Origin of the sequence: Amycolatopsis keratiniphila, from assembly GCF_000400635.2 — a bacterium.
In the GTDB taxonomy this organism is placed as follows: domain Bacteria; phylum Actinomycetota; class Actinomycetes; order Mycobacteriales; family Pseudonocardiaceae; genus Amycolatopsis; species Amycolatopsis keratiniphila.
Genome location: NC_021252.1, coordinates 8,130,021 through 8,145,843, shown reverse-complemented (window position 1 = coordinate 8,145,843; position 15,823 = coordinate 8,130,021). Strand labels below are relative to the sequence as shown.

Genomic DNA, 15,823 nt, shown 5'->3' with positions numbered 1-15,823 from the left:
CCCCGCATGCAAGACTCTGCGCGTCACAACGACCATCCGGGGAGAAGAAGACATGCAGGTTCAGATCCGTCACCAGCCGTCGTTCGCGGTGGCGAGGCTCATCCTCGCCCCGGGCGAGCCGGCGCAGGTCGAGTCGGGCGCGATGATGGCGACGAGTTACGGCGTGCAGGTCCAGTCCCAGGCGCAGGGCGGCATCATGAAGGGCCTCGGCCGTGCCTTCCTCTCCGGCGAGTCCTTCTTCATCTCCACCTACACCGCCCCGCAGAACGGTGGCTGGGTCGACGTCGCCGCGAACCTGCCGGGCGACATGCAGATCATCAACCTCGACGGCCGCACCGGCTGGTGCGTCACCCGCGGTTCGTGGCTCGCGTCCTCCCACGGCGTGCAGACCGAGACGAAATGGGGCGGGCTCAAGAACCTCGTCGGCGGCGAGGGCGGCTTCCTGACGCACGCGACGGGACAGGGCCCGCTCGTCGTGGCCTGCTACGGCGCGCTGGAGACGGTGACCCTGCAGCAGGGCGAGGTGATCACCATCGACACCGGGCACGTCGTCGCGTTCGCCGACACCCTGCAGTACCAGATCCGCAAGGTCGCCACCGGCGTCATCCAGTCGATGAAGAGCGGTGAAGGCCTCGTCTTCGACTTCGCCGGGCCTGGCCAGCTGCTCACCCAGACCCGCAACCCGTCGGCGCTGTCCGCCTGGGTGATCGCCCAGGTCCCCTCCCGCTGACCGCATGCGGGTCCAGACGAGGCACACCCCGAACTTCGGGGTCGCACGAGTGCTGTTGTCCCCCGGCGAAGCCGTCCAGGCCGCCGGGGACACCATGCTGGCCAGCAGTTTCGGCATCACCGAAACCGTCCCGTCCCGCGGCGGCTCGCGGGCGGGCAAGGCCGCCCCGTCGGTGTTCAACGCACCGGAGGGCGGCGGCTGGATCGACTTCGCGCCGCTGGCCGCCGGCGACGTCTACCCGCTGGAGTTCACCGGCGGCGGGGGCTGGTGCGTGAGCCGGGACGCGATCCTGGCCCGGCCGGCGACCGTCCGGCACGACCCCGGCTGGGCTCCGCTGCAGAAGCTCTTCGGCGCCGATTCCGGTTTCCTGGAGCACTACAGCGGGAGCGGCCCGCTCGTGCTGGCCGCGCAGGGCCCGGTCGACGCCTTCGAACTCACCGCGGGCGAACTCGTCACCGTGCGGCCGGACTTCCTGCTGGCCTATCCGGACACCGTGCAGTGCCGTCTCCGCGCGGTCGACCAGTCCGGCCCGCAGTCGGTCCGCACCGGCGAAGGGCTCGCGCTGGACTTCGCGGGACCAGGACGCGTCCTGGTGCAAGCGCGCAATAGGCGGCTTTCTCGCGGATGACCTTGGGACGAATTGAGCATTGCCGAAGCCGGTAATTCGGGTAGCGTGAACTGCACTCGAAACCGCCGGCCGGGGCAGAGAAGGCCGACGGATCCTGTGCTGAGGGAGTGCGCCGTGGCAGTCGGCACCGTCAAGTGGTTCAACTCGGAAAAGGGCTACGGATTCATCGAATCCACCGAAGGGCCCGACGTCTTCGTCCACTACTCGGCCATTCAGGCCGACGGATTCCGGACGCTCGACGAGGGTGATCGCGTGGAATTCGAAGTCCAGTCCGGCCGTGACGGGCGGAGTCAGGCCGCGGACGTACGCAAGGTCTCGTAGGAAGACTTCGGGCGACCCCCGGCGGCGCCCGGAACTGGCGCGTTAGGCTTCGCTGCGTGACAGGCGATGAGTCGGGGGACCTGACGGGTCGTCGGCTGGGCAACTACCGCATCGACGGCGTGCTCGGCAAGGGCGGCATGAGCGTGACCTACAAGGCCACGGACGTGCGGCTCGGACGCAAGGTGGCACTGAAGGTCATCGGTGATCACCTCGGGGCCGACGCCGAATTCCGCGAACGCTTCGTGGACGAGGCGCGGAACACGTCCGCGATCGACCATGCCAACGTCGTGCCCTTGTACGACTTCGGCGAGCTCGAAGGCATGCTCTACATCGCCATGCGGATGGTCGACGGCGGGGACCTCGCCGGGCTGATCTCCGGTGGCCCGATCGCGCCCGCCCGCGCGCTGAACATGCTCGACCAGGTCGCCGACGCGCTCGACACCCTGCACAACCGGGGTCTCGTGCACCTCGACGTCAAACCGGCGAACGTCCTGGTCACCAGCAAGGAGACCTCGCGCGAGCACGTCTACGTCGCCGACTTCGGCCTGACCCGCCGCGGCGCCACCGGGCATCGCACCCGTGGTGGCGACTTCCTCGGCTCGCCGACGTACGCGGCGCCCGAGCACCTGCGCGGCGAGCCGCTCGACGGCCGCACCGACCAGTACGCGCTCACCTGTGTCCTCTACGCCTGCCTGACCGGCAGCCCGCCCTTCAAGGGCGACGTGCAGACGGTCATCAAGGGACATCTGAACGGGGAGTCCCCGGCCATCTCGCGGATCGTCGGCCTGCCCGCCGGCATCGACGAGGTCGTCCGGAAGGGAATGGCGAAGAATCCCGCCGAGCGCTACCCCAACTGTGTTGAGATGATCGCGGCCGCCAGGCGCGCGCTCGGTCCGCTCGCGACTTCGAACGAGCCGCCCGGCGCGCCCGGGCAGGCGGCGGCCGCGACCGTCCAGCAGGCGGTCCCGCAGCAGGCGCCACGGCAGAACACGCCGCCACAGGGAGAGGGGGGCCCCGTGCACCCGTACGGAGGACAGCAGCCCGGCTACGGCCAGCAGGGACCGGGACCGCAGGGTCCCCCGCCGCAGCAGGGCCCGCCGCCCGGTTACGGCCCGCCGCCGCAGCAGGGTGGATTCCAGCAGGGCGGTTTCCAGCAGGGTCCGCCGCCGGGCTACGGCCCGCCGCCGCAGCAGGGGTTCCAGCAGGGTGGCTTCCAGCAGGGTCCGCTCCCGGGCTACGGCCCGCCGCAGCAGCAGGGCGGTTTCCAGCAGCAGCCCAAGAAGGGCGGCGGCGCCAAGTGGATCTGGATCATCGTCGGCGCCCTCGTGGTCGCGGGCGCGATCGTGGCCGCCATCTTCATCTTCGGTGACTCGAGCAGCGGCAACGGCCCGCAGACCACCGCGCCGAACATCCCGGTCGGCCCCGGCGGGTCCCAGTCGCAGGCTCCCGGCTCGTCGTTGAAGCCGCCGCCGTCGTCGATCCCCATCAAGCCGAGCAACTGACGAGCCGAGCTGAAGGACGCTTTCACCGCGTGCGATGTGGTGAAAGCGTCCTTCGCCGCGTCTTATGCGGGCATGGTCCCCTTCAGCCACGCCACCGCGCTGACCTGCGGTTCTTGCACTCTCCCCTGGAGAGTGCTAAACACGACATTGGCACTCGACGCCGTCGAGTGCCAGGCGTGACGGTCACCGACCGTCCGCCTGAAGGTCGGGACGGTGAGGCCGCACCCTTGATCGGGTGGGTCGTCCGTCGCGGGCACCGAGCCTGGCCGAGGAAGAGTCCTGCCGCCGCGCTGTAGTAGGCGTGCGGCGGCGCCCAATACCGGAGGACCACACCGCAATGGCCAAACTGATCGCGTTCGACGAGGACGCCCGCCGCGGTCTTGAGCGCGGCTTGAACACCCTCGCCGAAGCCGTCAAGGTGACCCTCGGCCCGCGGGGCCGGAACGTCGTGCTCGAAAAGAAGTGGGGCGCGCCGACGATCACCAACGACGGTGTCTCCATCGCCAAGGAGATCGAGCTCGAGGACCCGTGGGAGAAGATCGGGGCCGAGCTCGTCAAGGAAGTTGCCAAGAAGACCGACGACGTCGCGGGTGACGGCACCACCACCGCCACCGTGCTCGCCCAGGCTCTCGTCCGCGAGGGTCTGCGCAACGTCGCCGCCGGGGCCGACCCCATCAGCCTGAAGCGCGGCATCGAGGCGGCCGTCGAGGCCATCACCGAGCAGCTGCACAAGGCCGCCGTCCAGATCGAGACCAAGGAGCAGATCGCCGCCACCGCGTCGATCTCCGCCGCGGACCGCACCATCGGCGAGCTCATCGCCGAGGCGCTGGACAAGGTCGGCAAGGAAGGCGTCGTCACCGTCGAGGAGAGCAACACCTTCGGGCTCGAGCTCGAGCTCACCGAGGGTATGCGCTTCGACAAGGGCTACATCTCCGGTTACTTCGTGACCGACCCGGAGCGTCAGGAAGCCGAGCTCGAGGACCCGTACGTCCTGCTCTTCGGCTCCAAGATCTCCACCGTCAAGGACGTCCTGCCGCTGCTGGAGAAGGTCATCCAGTCCGGCAAGCCGCTGCTGATCATCGCCGAGGACGTCGAGGGCGAGGCCCTGGCCACCCTCATCGTCAACAAGATGCGCGGCACCTTCAAGTCCGTCGCCGTCAAGGCCCCGGGCTTCGGTGACCGCCGCAAGGCGATCCTGCAGGACATCGCGATCCTGACCGGTGGCCAGGTCATCTCCGAGGACGTCGGCCTCAAGCTGGAGAACGCGGACCTTTCCCTGCTGGGCAAGGCGCGCAAGGCCGTCATCACCAAGGACGAGACCACCATCGTCGAGGGTGCGGGCGACGCCGACCAGATCCAGGGTCGCGTCAACCAGATCCGCGCCGAGATCGACAACTCGGACTCGGACTACGACCGCGAGAAGCTCCAGGAGCGTCTGGCGAAGCTGGCCGGCGGCGTGGCCGTCATCAAGGCCGGTGCCGCCACCGAGGTCGAGCTGAAGGAGCGCAAGCACCGCATCGAGGACGCGGTGCGCAACGCCAAGGCCGCCGTCGAAGAGGGCATCGTCGCCGGTGGTGGCGTCGCTCTCATCCAGGCCGCCGAGGCCGCCTTCGCCGGTCTGAAGCTCGAGGGCGACGAGGCCACTGGTGCCAACATCGTCAAGGTCGCCGTCGAGGCGCCGCTCAAGCAGATCGCGATCAACGCCGGCCTCGAAGGCGGCGTCGTGGCGGAGAAGGTCAAGTCCCTCCCGCAGGGCCACGGCCTCAACGCCGCCACGGGCGAGTACGAGGACCTGCTCGCGGCCGGCGTGCCGGACCCGACGAAGGTCACCCGCTCCGCGCTGCAGAACGCCGCTTCCATCGCGGCGCTGTTCCTGACCACCGAAGCCGTCGTGGCGGACAAGCCGGAGAAGGCCGCGGCCGCTCCCGCCGACCCGTCCGGTGGCATGGGCGGCATGGACTTCTGAGTTCGAGCCTGTAGCACCACCGGAAAGCCCGGACGCGCCTCGCGCGTCCGGGCTTTTCCTTTGCCGAGTGCGGCATCCGATCACGCGAGTTACGTGCCTGATCACGCGAGTTGCGCCTTTGCCCCCGCGAGTTATTGAGGAGTAAGTCAAACGTGGCGCGTTGTGCTGCCTGAGGCCTGCGGTGTCCACAACGGTCACGTTCCAGGCAGCGCACGCCTGCTTTGGGCCGGTAAGTCCGGTTTCGCGAGCGGTCGTGAGTGATAAAGAGGGTTAGAACGACCATCGCCACTCACGACCCCTGCGAGAACTGGACATCGAGACATCGATCGGGCGCGCAATCGAGTGCGGAGTGTCCCTTGTGGACACATCGCTGTCCGGGGCGGCCATCTCATCGTGAGTCGGCGAGGACGGCCTGTGCGGCAGGGGTTCGATCACGCCATGTTTGACCTACCCCTCAATACGTGCCCGATCACGCGAGTCAAGCCTTTGCCCTCGCCGCGCCCGTGGACCAGTAGCTACCGTTGCCCGTCCACCGCGTACTTGCCGCCCTGCTTCCGACGATCCTCCTCGTACGGATCGATGGAGTTCGGCACCGAAGGCTTCCTCGGCTCAAGGCTGGTCCGGTCGGTACCTCCCGCCTCCGTGGCGGGATTCTCCCGCTCGACCGTCTCGGGATTCGGGTCGATCTTCCCCCGGTCCCGGTTGGCGCTTTCCCAAGCGGCGAACAGCTTCTTGAGGTCGTCCGAGAGCTCGCCGTCCGTTCGCGCATAGGCCTCGGCCGCCTTCCTGAGCTGCTCCCCGGCGAGAAGGAATCGCGCGCAGCTCGTCCTCATGAACTGCTCGACGGCGTCGCGGATCTCCAACGTCGTGTCGTCGCCCGTGCACGTCTGCTCATCGCGGCCCGCGAGGTGTCGGTCGGCGTGGTCGGCTTCGGCGAGAATCCGTAGCTGTGCCGAATAGGCTTCGGCCGCCTCGAAGCAGGTCTGCGCCAAGCGCAGCACGAAATGGACCTCCACCTGGATCCCGTGATACTTCGCGCGGTCGGTCTGGTTCGGCAGCGTGTTCGCGGTGAGGTCGTAGAGCTCCAGGTTGTAGCTGTGCACCCCCGCGATCGCCTTCTGCAGGGCCAGCACGTTCGAGCCGAAGTCGGCTTCGAGGCCGGACAAGGCATTGTGCTCGTCCTGGATCGAGGTGGTGAGCTTCTGCAGGATGTCCTGGAGGGACATGGCGTCCTGTTCGACGGTGAGTCCCTCGATGATCCCGCCGACGAATCCGGCAAGGTCGAGGACGGCGCCGACCGGGCCGAGGACCTTCCCGCCCGCCTCGTTGACGGATTTCACGACGTTGTTGAGTTGCGCCCCCGCGGCCAGCAGGTTGCTCGCGACCCCGTGGAGCGTTTTCGCCCGGCTGACCGTCCCCAGGATCGAGTCCGCTGTGAAGACCTTGAGGGTGACCTTCTCGTCCAGCTTCTTCGTGGCCCAGTTGAGCCGCTTGATGATGTTGAGCCGGGTCGTCTGGATCGTCGCGGCGCGGGTGGAGTACAGGGTGGACAGGCTGGCGAGGATGAGCGCCTGGTGCGTCATGGTCGGCGCGATCGAGGCGAAGAACCCTTCCCTGAACGCTTGGGCGGCGAGCCCGGTCCACGCGATGAACCAGGGCTCGGTCGCGCTGGTCGCCCCGTCCAGCCACTCGACGTTCCGGACGACCGCGCCCTGCCCGAGCAGCTCGGTCACCCGCCCGTTCTTGTCGTGGAAACCGAGGTTGCCGGCGACGTTCAGGAACGTGTTGTGGGCGGCCTCCAGCTTCGCGAGGTCGGGTCCCTCCAGCTGCGGGACGAACTTGGCGAACTCCTGCCGCCGGTTCCAGGCCAGCCGCTCGATCTGCGCGAGGTTCCGTTCGACGTGGCACTCGACGTTCTTCTGGGTCTGCGGGTTCCAGCCGTCGCAGTGGACGTCCTTGTAGTGACCGTGCATACCGTCCATGACCCAGGTCAGGTATCCGCAGAAGTCGTCGGCGCCCGAGAGGTGGCCGTAGGACTCGGCGGGCCACTGCCAGGCCCAGGGCTCCGCGGAGCACGGCACGGCGGGCGAGAGCCGTGTCATGGCGTCGACGGCGTCTTCCATCCAGCGCTTGGTGAGCGCCTGGTGGAAGTCGTCCAGCGCGCCGTCGAGCATCCGTTTGTACTCGCTGAGGCTCAGATACTTGGCCATGGAGGCCCCCACTTCCCGCTCCCTGTGACAAAGTCAGGGGAAGTGTAACGGCCAACGCGCGCTCTCGCGGCCGAACTCCGGAAAGCGAGAAGCCCGGGCCTCCCCATGCCCGGGCTTCTCGCCTTTGTCCCCCTGCCCTGTCGGATCGCGTTTAGCGGGCTGAACGCGATCCGCCCCCGATCAAGATTCGCCCGGCTGTTCCGGAGTCAGAAGCCACGCGGCGGCGTAGAGCGGGATCGCGAACCCGGCGGTGAAGAAGACGCCCGCCACGAGGGCGATGCGCAGGATCGCGGCGTCGACGCCGAGGTAGGCGGCCCAGCCGCCGGCGACGCCCGCGAGCATCTTGTCGGTGCGGCTGCGGTAGAGCTTCTTGGTGGCCTGGGGGGTGTACACGCTGTTCGTCATGGCTCGATGTTCGCTCCGGAACGACCCCCGGCACATCGGGGAACGGCCCCGACCCGACCCTGGAATCCGACCCTGAGGGGCCGAAAACCGGATGCCCGGTGCCCCTGGCCGCGAGTATGACTTGTCCGGTGAAACACGACAGCCCCGAATTCGCCGCCATCGCCGAGCAGGGCACGATCCTGCGCTGCCAGGTCGGGTCCGGGCTGCAGGGCACCGCCGTGCTCGGCCAGACGACCGGGACGAGCTCGGCATCTGCATCGAGCCGCCGGACCACGTCATCGGCCCGAAGGCGCCCGATCCGGTCCCGACGACCTCGACCTGATCGTCTACTCGCTGCGCAAGTGGATGCGTGGTGATCGACGAGCTGGGCGCCGAACTGCGCGAGCACGCGCACCGGAGCGTCTCTCGCCGGGCAGGCCGGAGCTGATCGAGAAGTACGGCTTCGACACGAAGTTCGCCATGCACATGGTGCGGCTCGGCGTGCAGGGCGTGGAGCTGCTGGAGACCGGCCGGATCACGTTGCCGGTTCCCGAACCGTGGCTCGGCTGGCTCCGGGATCTGAGGCAGGGCAAGAAAACCCGCGAGGAAGCGCTGGAAGCGGCCGAGTCGCTGGAGCGCCGGCTCGCCGAGCTGGTGCGCGCCTACCTCAGGGCGTGGAAGATGCCTTGATGACGATCAAGGCGAAAGCGCTCACGTTCGGGGTCGCGGTGCTGACCGTGCTGGGAATCGGCACGGCCAGTGCCGCGCCGGAAGGCCATGGCGCGCGAAGCAGGCTCGACGTCGTTCAGGCCCGCGGCGAGATCCGCGTGTGTTCGACGGGGGATTATCGCCCGTTCACCTATCGGGACGCCGCAGGCGCGTGGAGCGGGATCGACATCGATCTCGCGGGCGACCTCGCCGGGCGGCTCGGCGTCCGGCTCCAGCTGGTCCAGACCACTTGGAAGGCGATCGCCGACGACGTCGGGCGGAAATGCGATCTGGCGATGGGCGGGGTTTCGGTGACCTTGGACCGCGCGAAGAAGGGCTTCTACACCGCTCCTTATCTTCGCGACGGCAAGACGCCGATCACCTTGTGCGAGAACGAGAAACGGTTCCAGACCCTGGAGCAGATCGACCAGCCCGGCGTGCGGGCGATCGTGAATCCGGGCGGTACCAACGAACAATTCGCCGATGCCAACCTGAAGCGCGCGACCATCGTGCGGCATCCGGACAACAACACGATCTTCGCCGAGATCCTGGCGGGCCGGGCCGATCTGATGATCACCGACGCGACCGAAACCCGTTGGCAGGCCAAGCAGAACCCGCGGTTGTGCGCGGTGCACCCCGACGAGCCGTTCACCTTCTCGGAGAAGGCGTACCTCCTGCCGCGCGACGTCGTGTTCAAGGAGTGGGCCGACCAGTGGCTGCATCTCGCGCTGAACGACGGTACGTACGCGCGGATCGCGAAACCCTGGCTCGGCTGAATCGGTTTGAACCACCTTCGTTATCCGAACGTATCCCTGGATGTGGGTGAGGAGGAAACCAGACCGGAGGAAACACCGATGATGAACAGCGCCGGGAAACACCGCAAACGCGCGACGATCGGCATCGCGTCCGTGCTCGGGGTGGCCGCCATCGCCGCGGCGATGTTCGCGATCAGCACTCCGGACGGGCAGGCCGCGGAAAGCTGCCAGGGACTCGACGCCGCTCTTCGCAACAACCTCACTTTCATCGCGGGCCAAAAGGCGCAGCCGGACGCCTTGTCCGAGGCGCGGATCGCGAACAGGCAGGCCGTCGTCGACCTCATCCAGCAGCGTCGCGAAGCCGCCGGGTGCACCGAAGAAGTGCAGGCCGAAAGCGGCAACCAGGCGGCGGTTGAGGAAGAAGCGGCGCCGCAGGAGGAAGCGGTCGCCGGGGAGGGCGAGGTCGTCTGCCCGGGCTCCACGGTGACGCTGTCCGGCGAGGGCGGCGCCCCCGCGGCGTCCAGCAGCGAGTTCCCGGCGGGCACCAAGCTGAAGGTGACGAACCTGGACAACGACAAGTCCACGACCGTCGAGGTCACCGGCGTCTCCGGCAGTTGCGCGCTCCTGAACAACGCGGCCTTCGAGCAGGTCCGCGAACCGGGCAAGTTCCTGATCCGCCGCGCCACCATCGAGCGGGTCGGCTGAGACACCCGCACCGGGACGGGGAAGACGCGGACGGTCCCGGTGCGGAGGCGGCACGAGTCCTCCTGGTCCCCTCGGCCAGGAGGGCTCGTGGTCGTTTGTATCTCGCTTGTACGCCCTTTCGGGACGCTTCTCGCGAAACGCCCGAGAAAGGACATCCGATGAGATTCAGACGAGTGCTCACGGCGGCCGCCACCGCCTTGCTGGGCATGGCCGGGCTGGCGATCACCGCGACGTCGGCCGAAGCCGCCGTCGGGCCGCGTCCCAACTTCCAGCTCCCGTTCCCTTGCAACCAGGTGTGGAACGGCGACAACGACAACAGCAGCGCGCACCGGGCCTACGAGATCGACTTCAACCGCGGCGGTTCCGCGGACGCCGACCTCGGCGACACCGTGGTCGCGGCGGCGGCGGGCAAGGTCGTCATCTCGGCGCACCAGGGTTCCGCGAACGGCTTCGGCAACCTGGTGAAGATCGACCACGGTGGGGGATGGTCGACCTACTACGCGCATCTGAAGGTCCGTTCGGTCGCGCTCAACGCGCAGGTCGCGCAGGGGCAGAAGATCGGCGAGGTCGGCAACACCTCCAAGCCGGGCAACAACATCAGCCCGCACCTGCACTACGAAGTCCGCACCAACGACTCGTCGTGGCCGAGCAACATCAAGCCCGCGTACTTCAACGGTGTGAAGTTCGGCTACCCCAACGCCAACGTGACCTCCAAGAACACCTGCAGCGGCACCGGGAACCCCAACCCGTACGACGCCGTCGAGGTGTGCGGCGACGGCTACAAGGTGATCGACTCGCAGGCCGTCGGCAGCGCCGCGACCGCGTACCTGCTGTACAACGCCACGAACCAGAACAACTGCGTCACCACCATCAAGTCCACCTCGGTCGGCACCGGCAGCGCGGTCTCGGCCTTCCTCGAAGTGCAGGGTTCGGCCAGGAAGACCGACTCCGGCAGCTTCGAGTACTACGCGGGTCCGGTGAGCGCGGCGGCCGGCGCGAAGTGCGTTCGGTGGGGCGGCTCGGCGGGGTCCGCCAGCTACGAATCGCCTTTCGAGCACTGCACCTGATTTTCTGAAGTGTCATGAAAGGGTCGTTCAGGACATCTTTTGTCCTGAACGACCCTTTCATGACATCCGGAGGTGGGTGCGGACGCGGGTGAGGCGGGCTTCCCAGGATGCCCGGACGTCCGGAGCGGCGGCGTGGGCGGCGAACAGATCGGGAGCGGGAGCCTGAAGCGGCACCGGCAGTCGACCGTCCACAGGGGACAGTGAGTCGCCGCAGACGTCTCCGGTGAGCAACGACATCGTGCCCAGGCCGCACGCGAAGTCCAAAGTGGGCAGTGCGCCCGCGAGCGCCAGTCCGGCGGCGAGCCCGACGCTCGTCTCGACGGCGGACGACACCACGCACGGCAGACCGCAGGCTTCGGCGACCTCCAGCGCGCGCCGCACCCCGCCCAGCGGCGCCACCTTCAGCACGGCGACGTCGGCCGCCCCCGCGACGGCCACCTTGAGCGGATCCTCGGCCCGGCGGATCGATTCGTCCGCGGCGATCCGCACCCCGACCCGGCGCCGGACGGCGGCCAGTTCGTCGATCGACGGGCAGGGCTGCTCGACGTATTCGAGCCCGACGGCCGCGCGGTCCAGCTCACCGATGGCCTTGACCGCGGTGTCCACATCCCAGGCCATGTTCGCGTCCACGCGGACGGCGCCCCGCGGGCCCAGCGCGGCCCGCACCGCCTCCACCCGGGCGCAGTCCTCGGCGAGGCTCACCCGCGGGTCGGCGACCTTCACCTTCGCCGTGCGGCAGCCCGAAGCGGAAACGAGTTCGAACGCCTTCTCCGGGGACACCACCGGCACGGTCGCGTTCACCTCGACGCTGTCCCGCACCGGCGACGGCCAGCCGCGTTCGCTCGCCTCCAGCGCCGACGCGAGCCACGGCGCGCTCTCGGCGTCGGAGTAGTCGGAGAACGGGCAGAACTCGCCCCAGCCCGCTTCACCGTGGATCAGCAGCCCTTCGCGGACCGTGATGCCGCGGAACCGCGTGCGCAGGGGGATAGCGTAGACGTCCATCGGCACCGATCATGCCACCGCGGGAATCGCGTGCCGATTCCGTCGGTTCCGGACAGAATGAGCGACGTGGCACTCGACTTTCGCGTGCTGGGGCCCACCGAGGTCACGGCGGACGGGCTGCCGGTGCCCTTGGGCGGCAGCAGGCCGCTCATCGTGCTGGCCGGCCTGTTGCTGCGCGCGAACACGGTGGTACCGGTCGGGGAGCTGGGCCGTTGGCTGTGGCCGGACGACCAACGGCGGTCCAAGGGAGCGCTGCAGACCTACGTCCTGCGGGTCCGCCGCGCGCTCGGCGACGAGGTCACCATCCGCACCGAACGGGGCGGCTACCTGCTCGAACTCGACGAAAGCCTGCTCGACCTCGCCCGCTTCCGCGCCCACGCCGCGGCCGGAGCGGAGGCCGCGCGGGACGGCGACCTGCGCGGAGCCGCGGGCCGGTTCGCCGCGGCCTTGTCCGAATGGCGCGGCCCGGCCCTGCAGGGCGTCCACTCCGAGGCGCTGCTTCGGGACGAAGCAGACCAGTTGGGCGAAGAGCGGTTACGAGTGTGCGAGCAGTGGGCCGACGCGCTCATCGCGCTCGGCGAGCACAACGTCGTCGTGCCCGAGCTGATCAGGCTGTGCCGCGAGAACCCGCTGCGGGAGCGGCTGCACGAACAGCTGATGATCGCGCTCTACCGCTCCGGCAGGCAGGCCGAGGCACTGAACGTCTACCGCCGGATCGGCGCGGTGCTGGCCGAAGAGCTCGGCCTGGACCCCGGCGCGTCGCTGCAGCGGGCGCACCAGGCGATCTTGACCGGCGAAGAGTCCGTCGAGACCACATTGGACTCCGAGCTGACGCGCTACCGGCTCGGTGCCGAGCCGCTGATCCCTCGCCAGCTTCCCGCCGATCTGCGGGTGTTCTCCGGCCGCCAACGCGACCTCAAGGCACTGCACGGGCTCGTCCCGGAGGCGCTGGACACCGAACGGTCGACGTCCATCGCCTCGATCGAAGGCATGGGCGGGATCGGCAAGACGACGCTCGCAGTTCACTTCGCGCACGAGGTCGGAGACCGCTTCCCCGGCGGGCAGGTGTATCTCAATCTGCGCGGGTACGGTCCCGGCGAGCCGGTCGAACCCGCCGCCGCGCTCGAAACCATGCTCGTCTCCGTCGGCGTCCCCGCCGACCGGATCCCCGCCGACGTCGACGGGCGCGCGGCCACCTGGCGCACGTACAGCGCGGGCCGCCGGATGCTGATCCTGCTCGACAACGCGGGGAGCACCGAGCAGATCCGGCCGCTGCTGCCCGGGCCCGGCTGTCTGGTGCTGGTGACCAGCCGATGGCAGCTCCAGGCGCTCGTCGCCACCCACGGCGCGCGGCGTGTCGCGCTGGAGGAACTGCCGGACGAGGACGCGATCGCGCTCCTCGCGTCGACGATCGGGCTGGACCGGGTCGCCGAAGACCCCGAGGCCACCGAACGGTTCGTCCGGTACTGCGGCGGGCTGCCGCTGGCCATCCGGATCCTCGCGGTGCGGGCGGCGCAGTTCCCGGACCTCGAGCTGGGCGAGTTCGTCCGGCTGCTGGAAGCCGAACAGGACAGGCTGGGTTCGTTCGACCTCGCCGACGGCGACGAGACGAACATCCGGGCCGTCTTCTCCTACTCGTACCGCGCGCTCGACCAGCGGGCCGCGCGGATGCTGCGGCTGCTCGGCCTGCCGACCGGCGGGGACTTCAGCGTGCCCGCGGCCGCGGCGGTGGCCGGCGTCGACATCGCGGAGGCACACGAGGATCTGGCGAAACTCGCTTCCGCGCATCTGATCGCGCGGTCCAAGCCGGGCCGGTACCAGTTCCACGACCTGATCCGCGCGTACGCGGCCGAACTCTCGGCGAAGCTCGACGGGCCCGAGGAGCGGACGGCCGTGCTGGACAGGCTGCTCCACGCGTCGCTCGCCTCCGCGCTGAACGCATCGAGACTGCTGCGGCCGGAACGGCACTACCGGCTCGTCCAGCCGGAGCGGTTCGACGGCGCCGGGCTGAAGTTCGGGCACTACGAACAGGCGCTCGACTGGTTCGACGAGGAGGCGGGGAACCTCATCGCCGCGGTGAACATCGCGTACCGGGAGCGGCGGTACCGGGAATGCTGGCAGCTGGCGTGGCTGCTGCAGTCGTACTTCATCGTGCGGGCCCGGCTGGAGGACTGGCGCTCGGTGTTCGGCGTCGCGCTCCGCGCCGCCCGCGACCTCGGGGACCGCTCCGGCGAGGCCGCCATCCTCAGCGGGCTCGGCGTGGCCTGCGGGGTCGCCCGCCAATACGAGGACAGCATCGCCTACCTGAAGCAGGTCGTCGAGCTGCAACGGCAGGTCGGGGACCGGCAGGGCGAGGCGCGGGCCCTCTACAACCTCACGCTGGCCAGCCAGGATCCTGAGACGGGCTGGGACTACGGCACGCGCGCGTTGAAGCTCATCCGGGAGAGCAACGTCGGCGCCGGCATGGAGGCCAGCGCACTGCAGGCGCTCGGCGACATCTGCACCCAGGCCGGCCGTTTCGAGCAGGCGCTCGACTTCGCCGACCAGGCCTTGGCGCTGGAGGCGCACGCGCTCCCCGACGAAGCCCGCTTCACCCTGCACACCAAGGGAACCGCCCTGGTCGGGCTCGGCCGCGGAGACGAGGGCATCGCCTGCATGCGCCGCGCCGTCGAGATGTTCTTCGCCCACGGCGAGCTCTACGAGGCGGCCGACGTGCTGGCCCAGCTCGGCGGAATCCATCTGCGGCTCGGTGATCCCTCGTCGGCGCGTGAGTGCTGGCTGCGTTCGGTGCGGGTGCTGACCGAGCTTTCGCATCCCGATGCCGAGGACGTCCGCACCAAGCTGGCGTCGCTGGTCGGCGAAACCGTCAAGGCTGAGTGAGGCACGGGCGCCCGGCGTGCCGACCCCCAGGCACAGCACGCGAGTACGCCCGTGACCTCGAGTGCCACTAAACCGGACACCGCTCACTGCGCGCTGACTGTGCAGCTTGTGCCGGTCAAGCCAGGAGTTCCGCGAGGGCGATCGCGTTCTTCGGCGCCTCGACCTTGACGTCGTTGTCGAAGTAGACGTACGTGTCGCGACCCCAGCTCTTGATCTTCCGGGCCCACTTTTCGAGTGCCTTGTCGCTGTAGCCGCTGACGTACAGCTCCTCGTCGCCGTGGAGGCGGACGTACGCGAAGTCTTCGCTCGTCATCTCGTCGATGAACGGGAACTTGCCCGCGGTGTCGGCGACCACGAGCGCGATGTCGTGTTTCCGGAACAGTTCCAGGCTTTCGGGCTCGGCGAAGCTCGGATGCCGCACCTCGACGGCGTGGCGGAGCTTCCGGCGCGGGCTCGGATCGGTATGCGGTTCGGCCTTCAGCTTGTCGTCGTGTCGCTTCGCGAGCTTGGCAGCGGCGTGACTGGTGCGCGGCAGCATCTTGAAGAACGTCTCGACGCGCTCGGCGTCGAACGCCAGCCGCGGCGGCAGTTGCCAGAGGAACGGCCCCAGCTTCCGGCCGAGCGCCAGCACACCGGAGGCGAAGAAGTTCGCCAGCGGCGTTTCGACGTCGCGCAGTTGCTTCAGATGCGTGATGAAGCGGCCGCCCTTGACGGCGAAGACGAAGTCGTCCGGTGTCTCTTCGGCCCACGCGCGGTATCGCTCGGGACGCTGCAGCGAGTAGAACGAGCCGTTGATCTCGACGGAGTTCATCCGGGACGACAGGTATTCCAGCTCGCGCCGCTGCACCAGGCCGCGGGGATAGAAGTCCCCGCGCCACGGTGGGTAGCGCCAGCCCGAAGTGCCGATCCTCAGCTCCGCGACTTCGATCACCGCCTTCCCGTGCCGGCCTGATTCCCCCTCTCTT

General features: G+C 68.8%; 14 protein-coding genes. 10 read left to right on the top strand and 4 right to left on the bottom strand.

The genetic code is table 11. The features are described 5' to 3' along the window. Positions 1 to 52 precede the first annotated feature (52 nt). The 5 genes from AORI_RS77715 to groL all read left to right on the top strand — a co-directional run bounded on the left by AORI_RS77715 (position 53) and on the right by groL (position 5,147). Positions 53 to 730, top strand: a complete 678-nt coding sequence (locus tag AORI_RS77715; RefSeq protein WP_016337606.1) for a TIGR00266 family protein — start codon at positions 53 to 55, stop codon at positions 728 to 730. Positions 731 to 734: 4 nt separating this feature from the next. Beyond that, the gene (locus AORI_RS77710) at positions 735 to 1,358 is read left to right on the top strand and encodes an AIM24 family protein (RefSeq protein WP_016337605.1); all 624 of its coding nucleotides are present in this window, start codon (positions 735 to 737) and stop codon (positions 1,356 to 1,358) included. Positions 1,359 to 1,472: 114 nt separating this feature from the next. Beyond that, on the top strand, positions 1,473 to 1,679 hold the full coding sequence (locus AORI_RS77705) for a cold-shock protein (RefSeq protein ID WP_005164266.1): 207 nt from the start codon (positions 1,473 to 1,475) through the stop codon (positions 1,677 to 1,679). A 56-nt stretch (positions 1,680 to 1,735) separates the two neighbouring features. Then, positions 1,736 to 3,181: a serine/threonine-protein kinase gene (locus tag AORI_RS77700; protein ID WP_016337604.1), complete on the top strand. Its 1,446-nt coding sequence runs from the start codon at positions 1,736 to 1,738 to the stop codon at positions 3,179 to 3,181. Positions 3,182 to 3,518: 337 nt separating this feature from the next. Next, positions 3,519 to 5,147, top strand: coding sequence for a chaperonin GroEL (groL, locus tag AORI_RS77695; protein WP_016337602.1), 1,629 nt, complete (start codon positions 3,519 to 3,521; stop codon positions 5,145 to 5,147). Between the two features lie 515 nt (positions 5,148 to 5,662). Here the strand turns inward: groL and AORI_RS77690 are convergent. Together AORI_RS77690 and AORI_RS77685 are read right to left on the bottom strand one after the other, a co-directional pair. After that, on the bottom strand, positions 5,663 to 7,357 hold the full coding sequence (locus AORI_RS77690) for a hypothetical protein (RefSeq protein WP_043848421.1): 1,695 nt from the start codon (positions 7,355 to 7,357) through the stop codon (positions 5,663 to 5,665). Positions 7,358 to 7,537: 180 nt separating this feature from the next. Beyond that, positions 7,538 to 7,762 carry a PspC domain-containing protein gene (locus tag AORI_RS77685; RefSeq protein WP_007033414.1) on the bottom strand — a complete coding sequence of 75 codons (225 nt, stop codon included), beginning with the start codon at positions 7,760 to 7,762 and terminating at the stop codon, positions 7,538 to 7,540. A 345-nt stretch (positions 7,763 to 8,107) separates the two neighbouring features. On the opposite strand from AORI_RS77685, the gene AORI_RS84495 reads away from it, so the two are divergent. From AORI_RS84495 to AORI_RS77665, 4 genes are all read left to right on the top strand, one after another. Beyond that, positions 8,108 to 8,431, top strand: coding sequence for a hypothetical protein (locus AORI_RS84495; RefSeq protein ID WP_228688256.1), 324 nt, complete (start codon positions 8,108 to 8,110; stop codon positions 8,429 to 8,431). Next, positions 8,431 to 9,225: a transporter substrate-binding domain-containing protein gene (locus AORI_RS77675; protein ID WP_016337599.1), complete on the top strand. Its 795-nt coding sequence runs from the start codon at positions 8,431 to 8,433 to the stop codon at positions 9,223 to 9,225. Before AORI_RS84495 ends, AORI_RS77675 begins: the two co-directional genes overlap by 1 nt. 78 nt (positions 9,226 to 9,303) lie before the next feature. After that, positions 9,304 to 9,909, top strand: a complete 606-nt coding sequence (locus AORI_RS77670; RefSeq protein ID WP_016337598.1) for an RlpA-like double-psi beta-barrel domain-containing protein — start codon at positions 9,304 to 9,306, stop codon at positions 9,907 to 9,909. Between the two features lie 158 nt (positions 9,910 to 10,067). Further along, positions 10,068 to 10,976: a M23 family metallopeptidase gene (locus tag AORI_RS77665; protein ID WP_043848420.1), complete on the top strand. Its 909-nt coding sequence runs from the start codon at positions 10,068 to 10,070 to the stop codon at positions 10,974 to 10,976. 57 nt (positions 10,977 to 11,033) lie between these two features. Here AORI_RS77665 and AORI_RS77660 read toward each other — a convergent pair whose 3' ends face one another. Next, positions 11,034 to 11,978, bottom strand: a complete 945-nt coding sequence (locus tag AORI_RS77660) for an o-succinylbenzoate synthase (RefSeq protein ID WP_043848419.1) — start codon at positions 11,976 to 11,978, stop codon at positions 11,034 to 11,036. A gap of 66 nt (positions 11,979 to 12,044) precedes the next feature. Here AORI_RS77660 and AORI_RS77655 point away from each other — a divergent pair, with 66 nt between their 5' ends. Continuing rightward, a complete protein-coding gene (locus AORI_RS77655) occupies positions 12,045 to 14,858 on the top strand; it encodes an AfsR/SARP family transcriptional regulator (protein ID WP_476692323.1) in 2,814 nt (937 codons plus the stop codon). A gap of 115 nt (positions 14,859 to 14,973) precedes the next feature. Here AORI_RS77655 and AORI_RS77650 read toward each other — a convergent pair whose 3' ends face one another. After that, on the bottom strand, positions 14,974 to 15,789 hold the full coding sequence (locus tag AORI_RS77650; protein ID WP_016337594.1) for a DUF72 domain-containing protein: 816 nt from the start codon (positions 15,787 to 15,789) through the stop codon (positions 14,974 to 14,976). Positions 15,790 to 15,823: the final 34 nt, after the last annotated feature.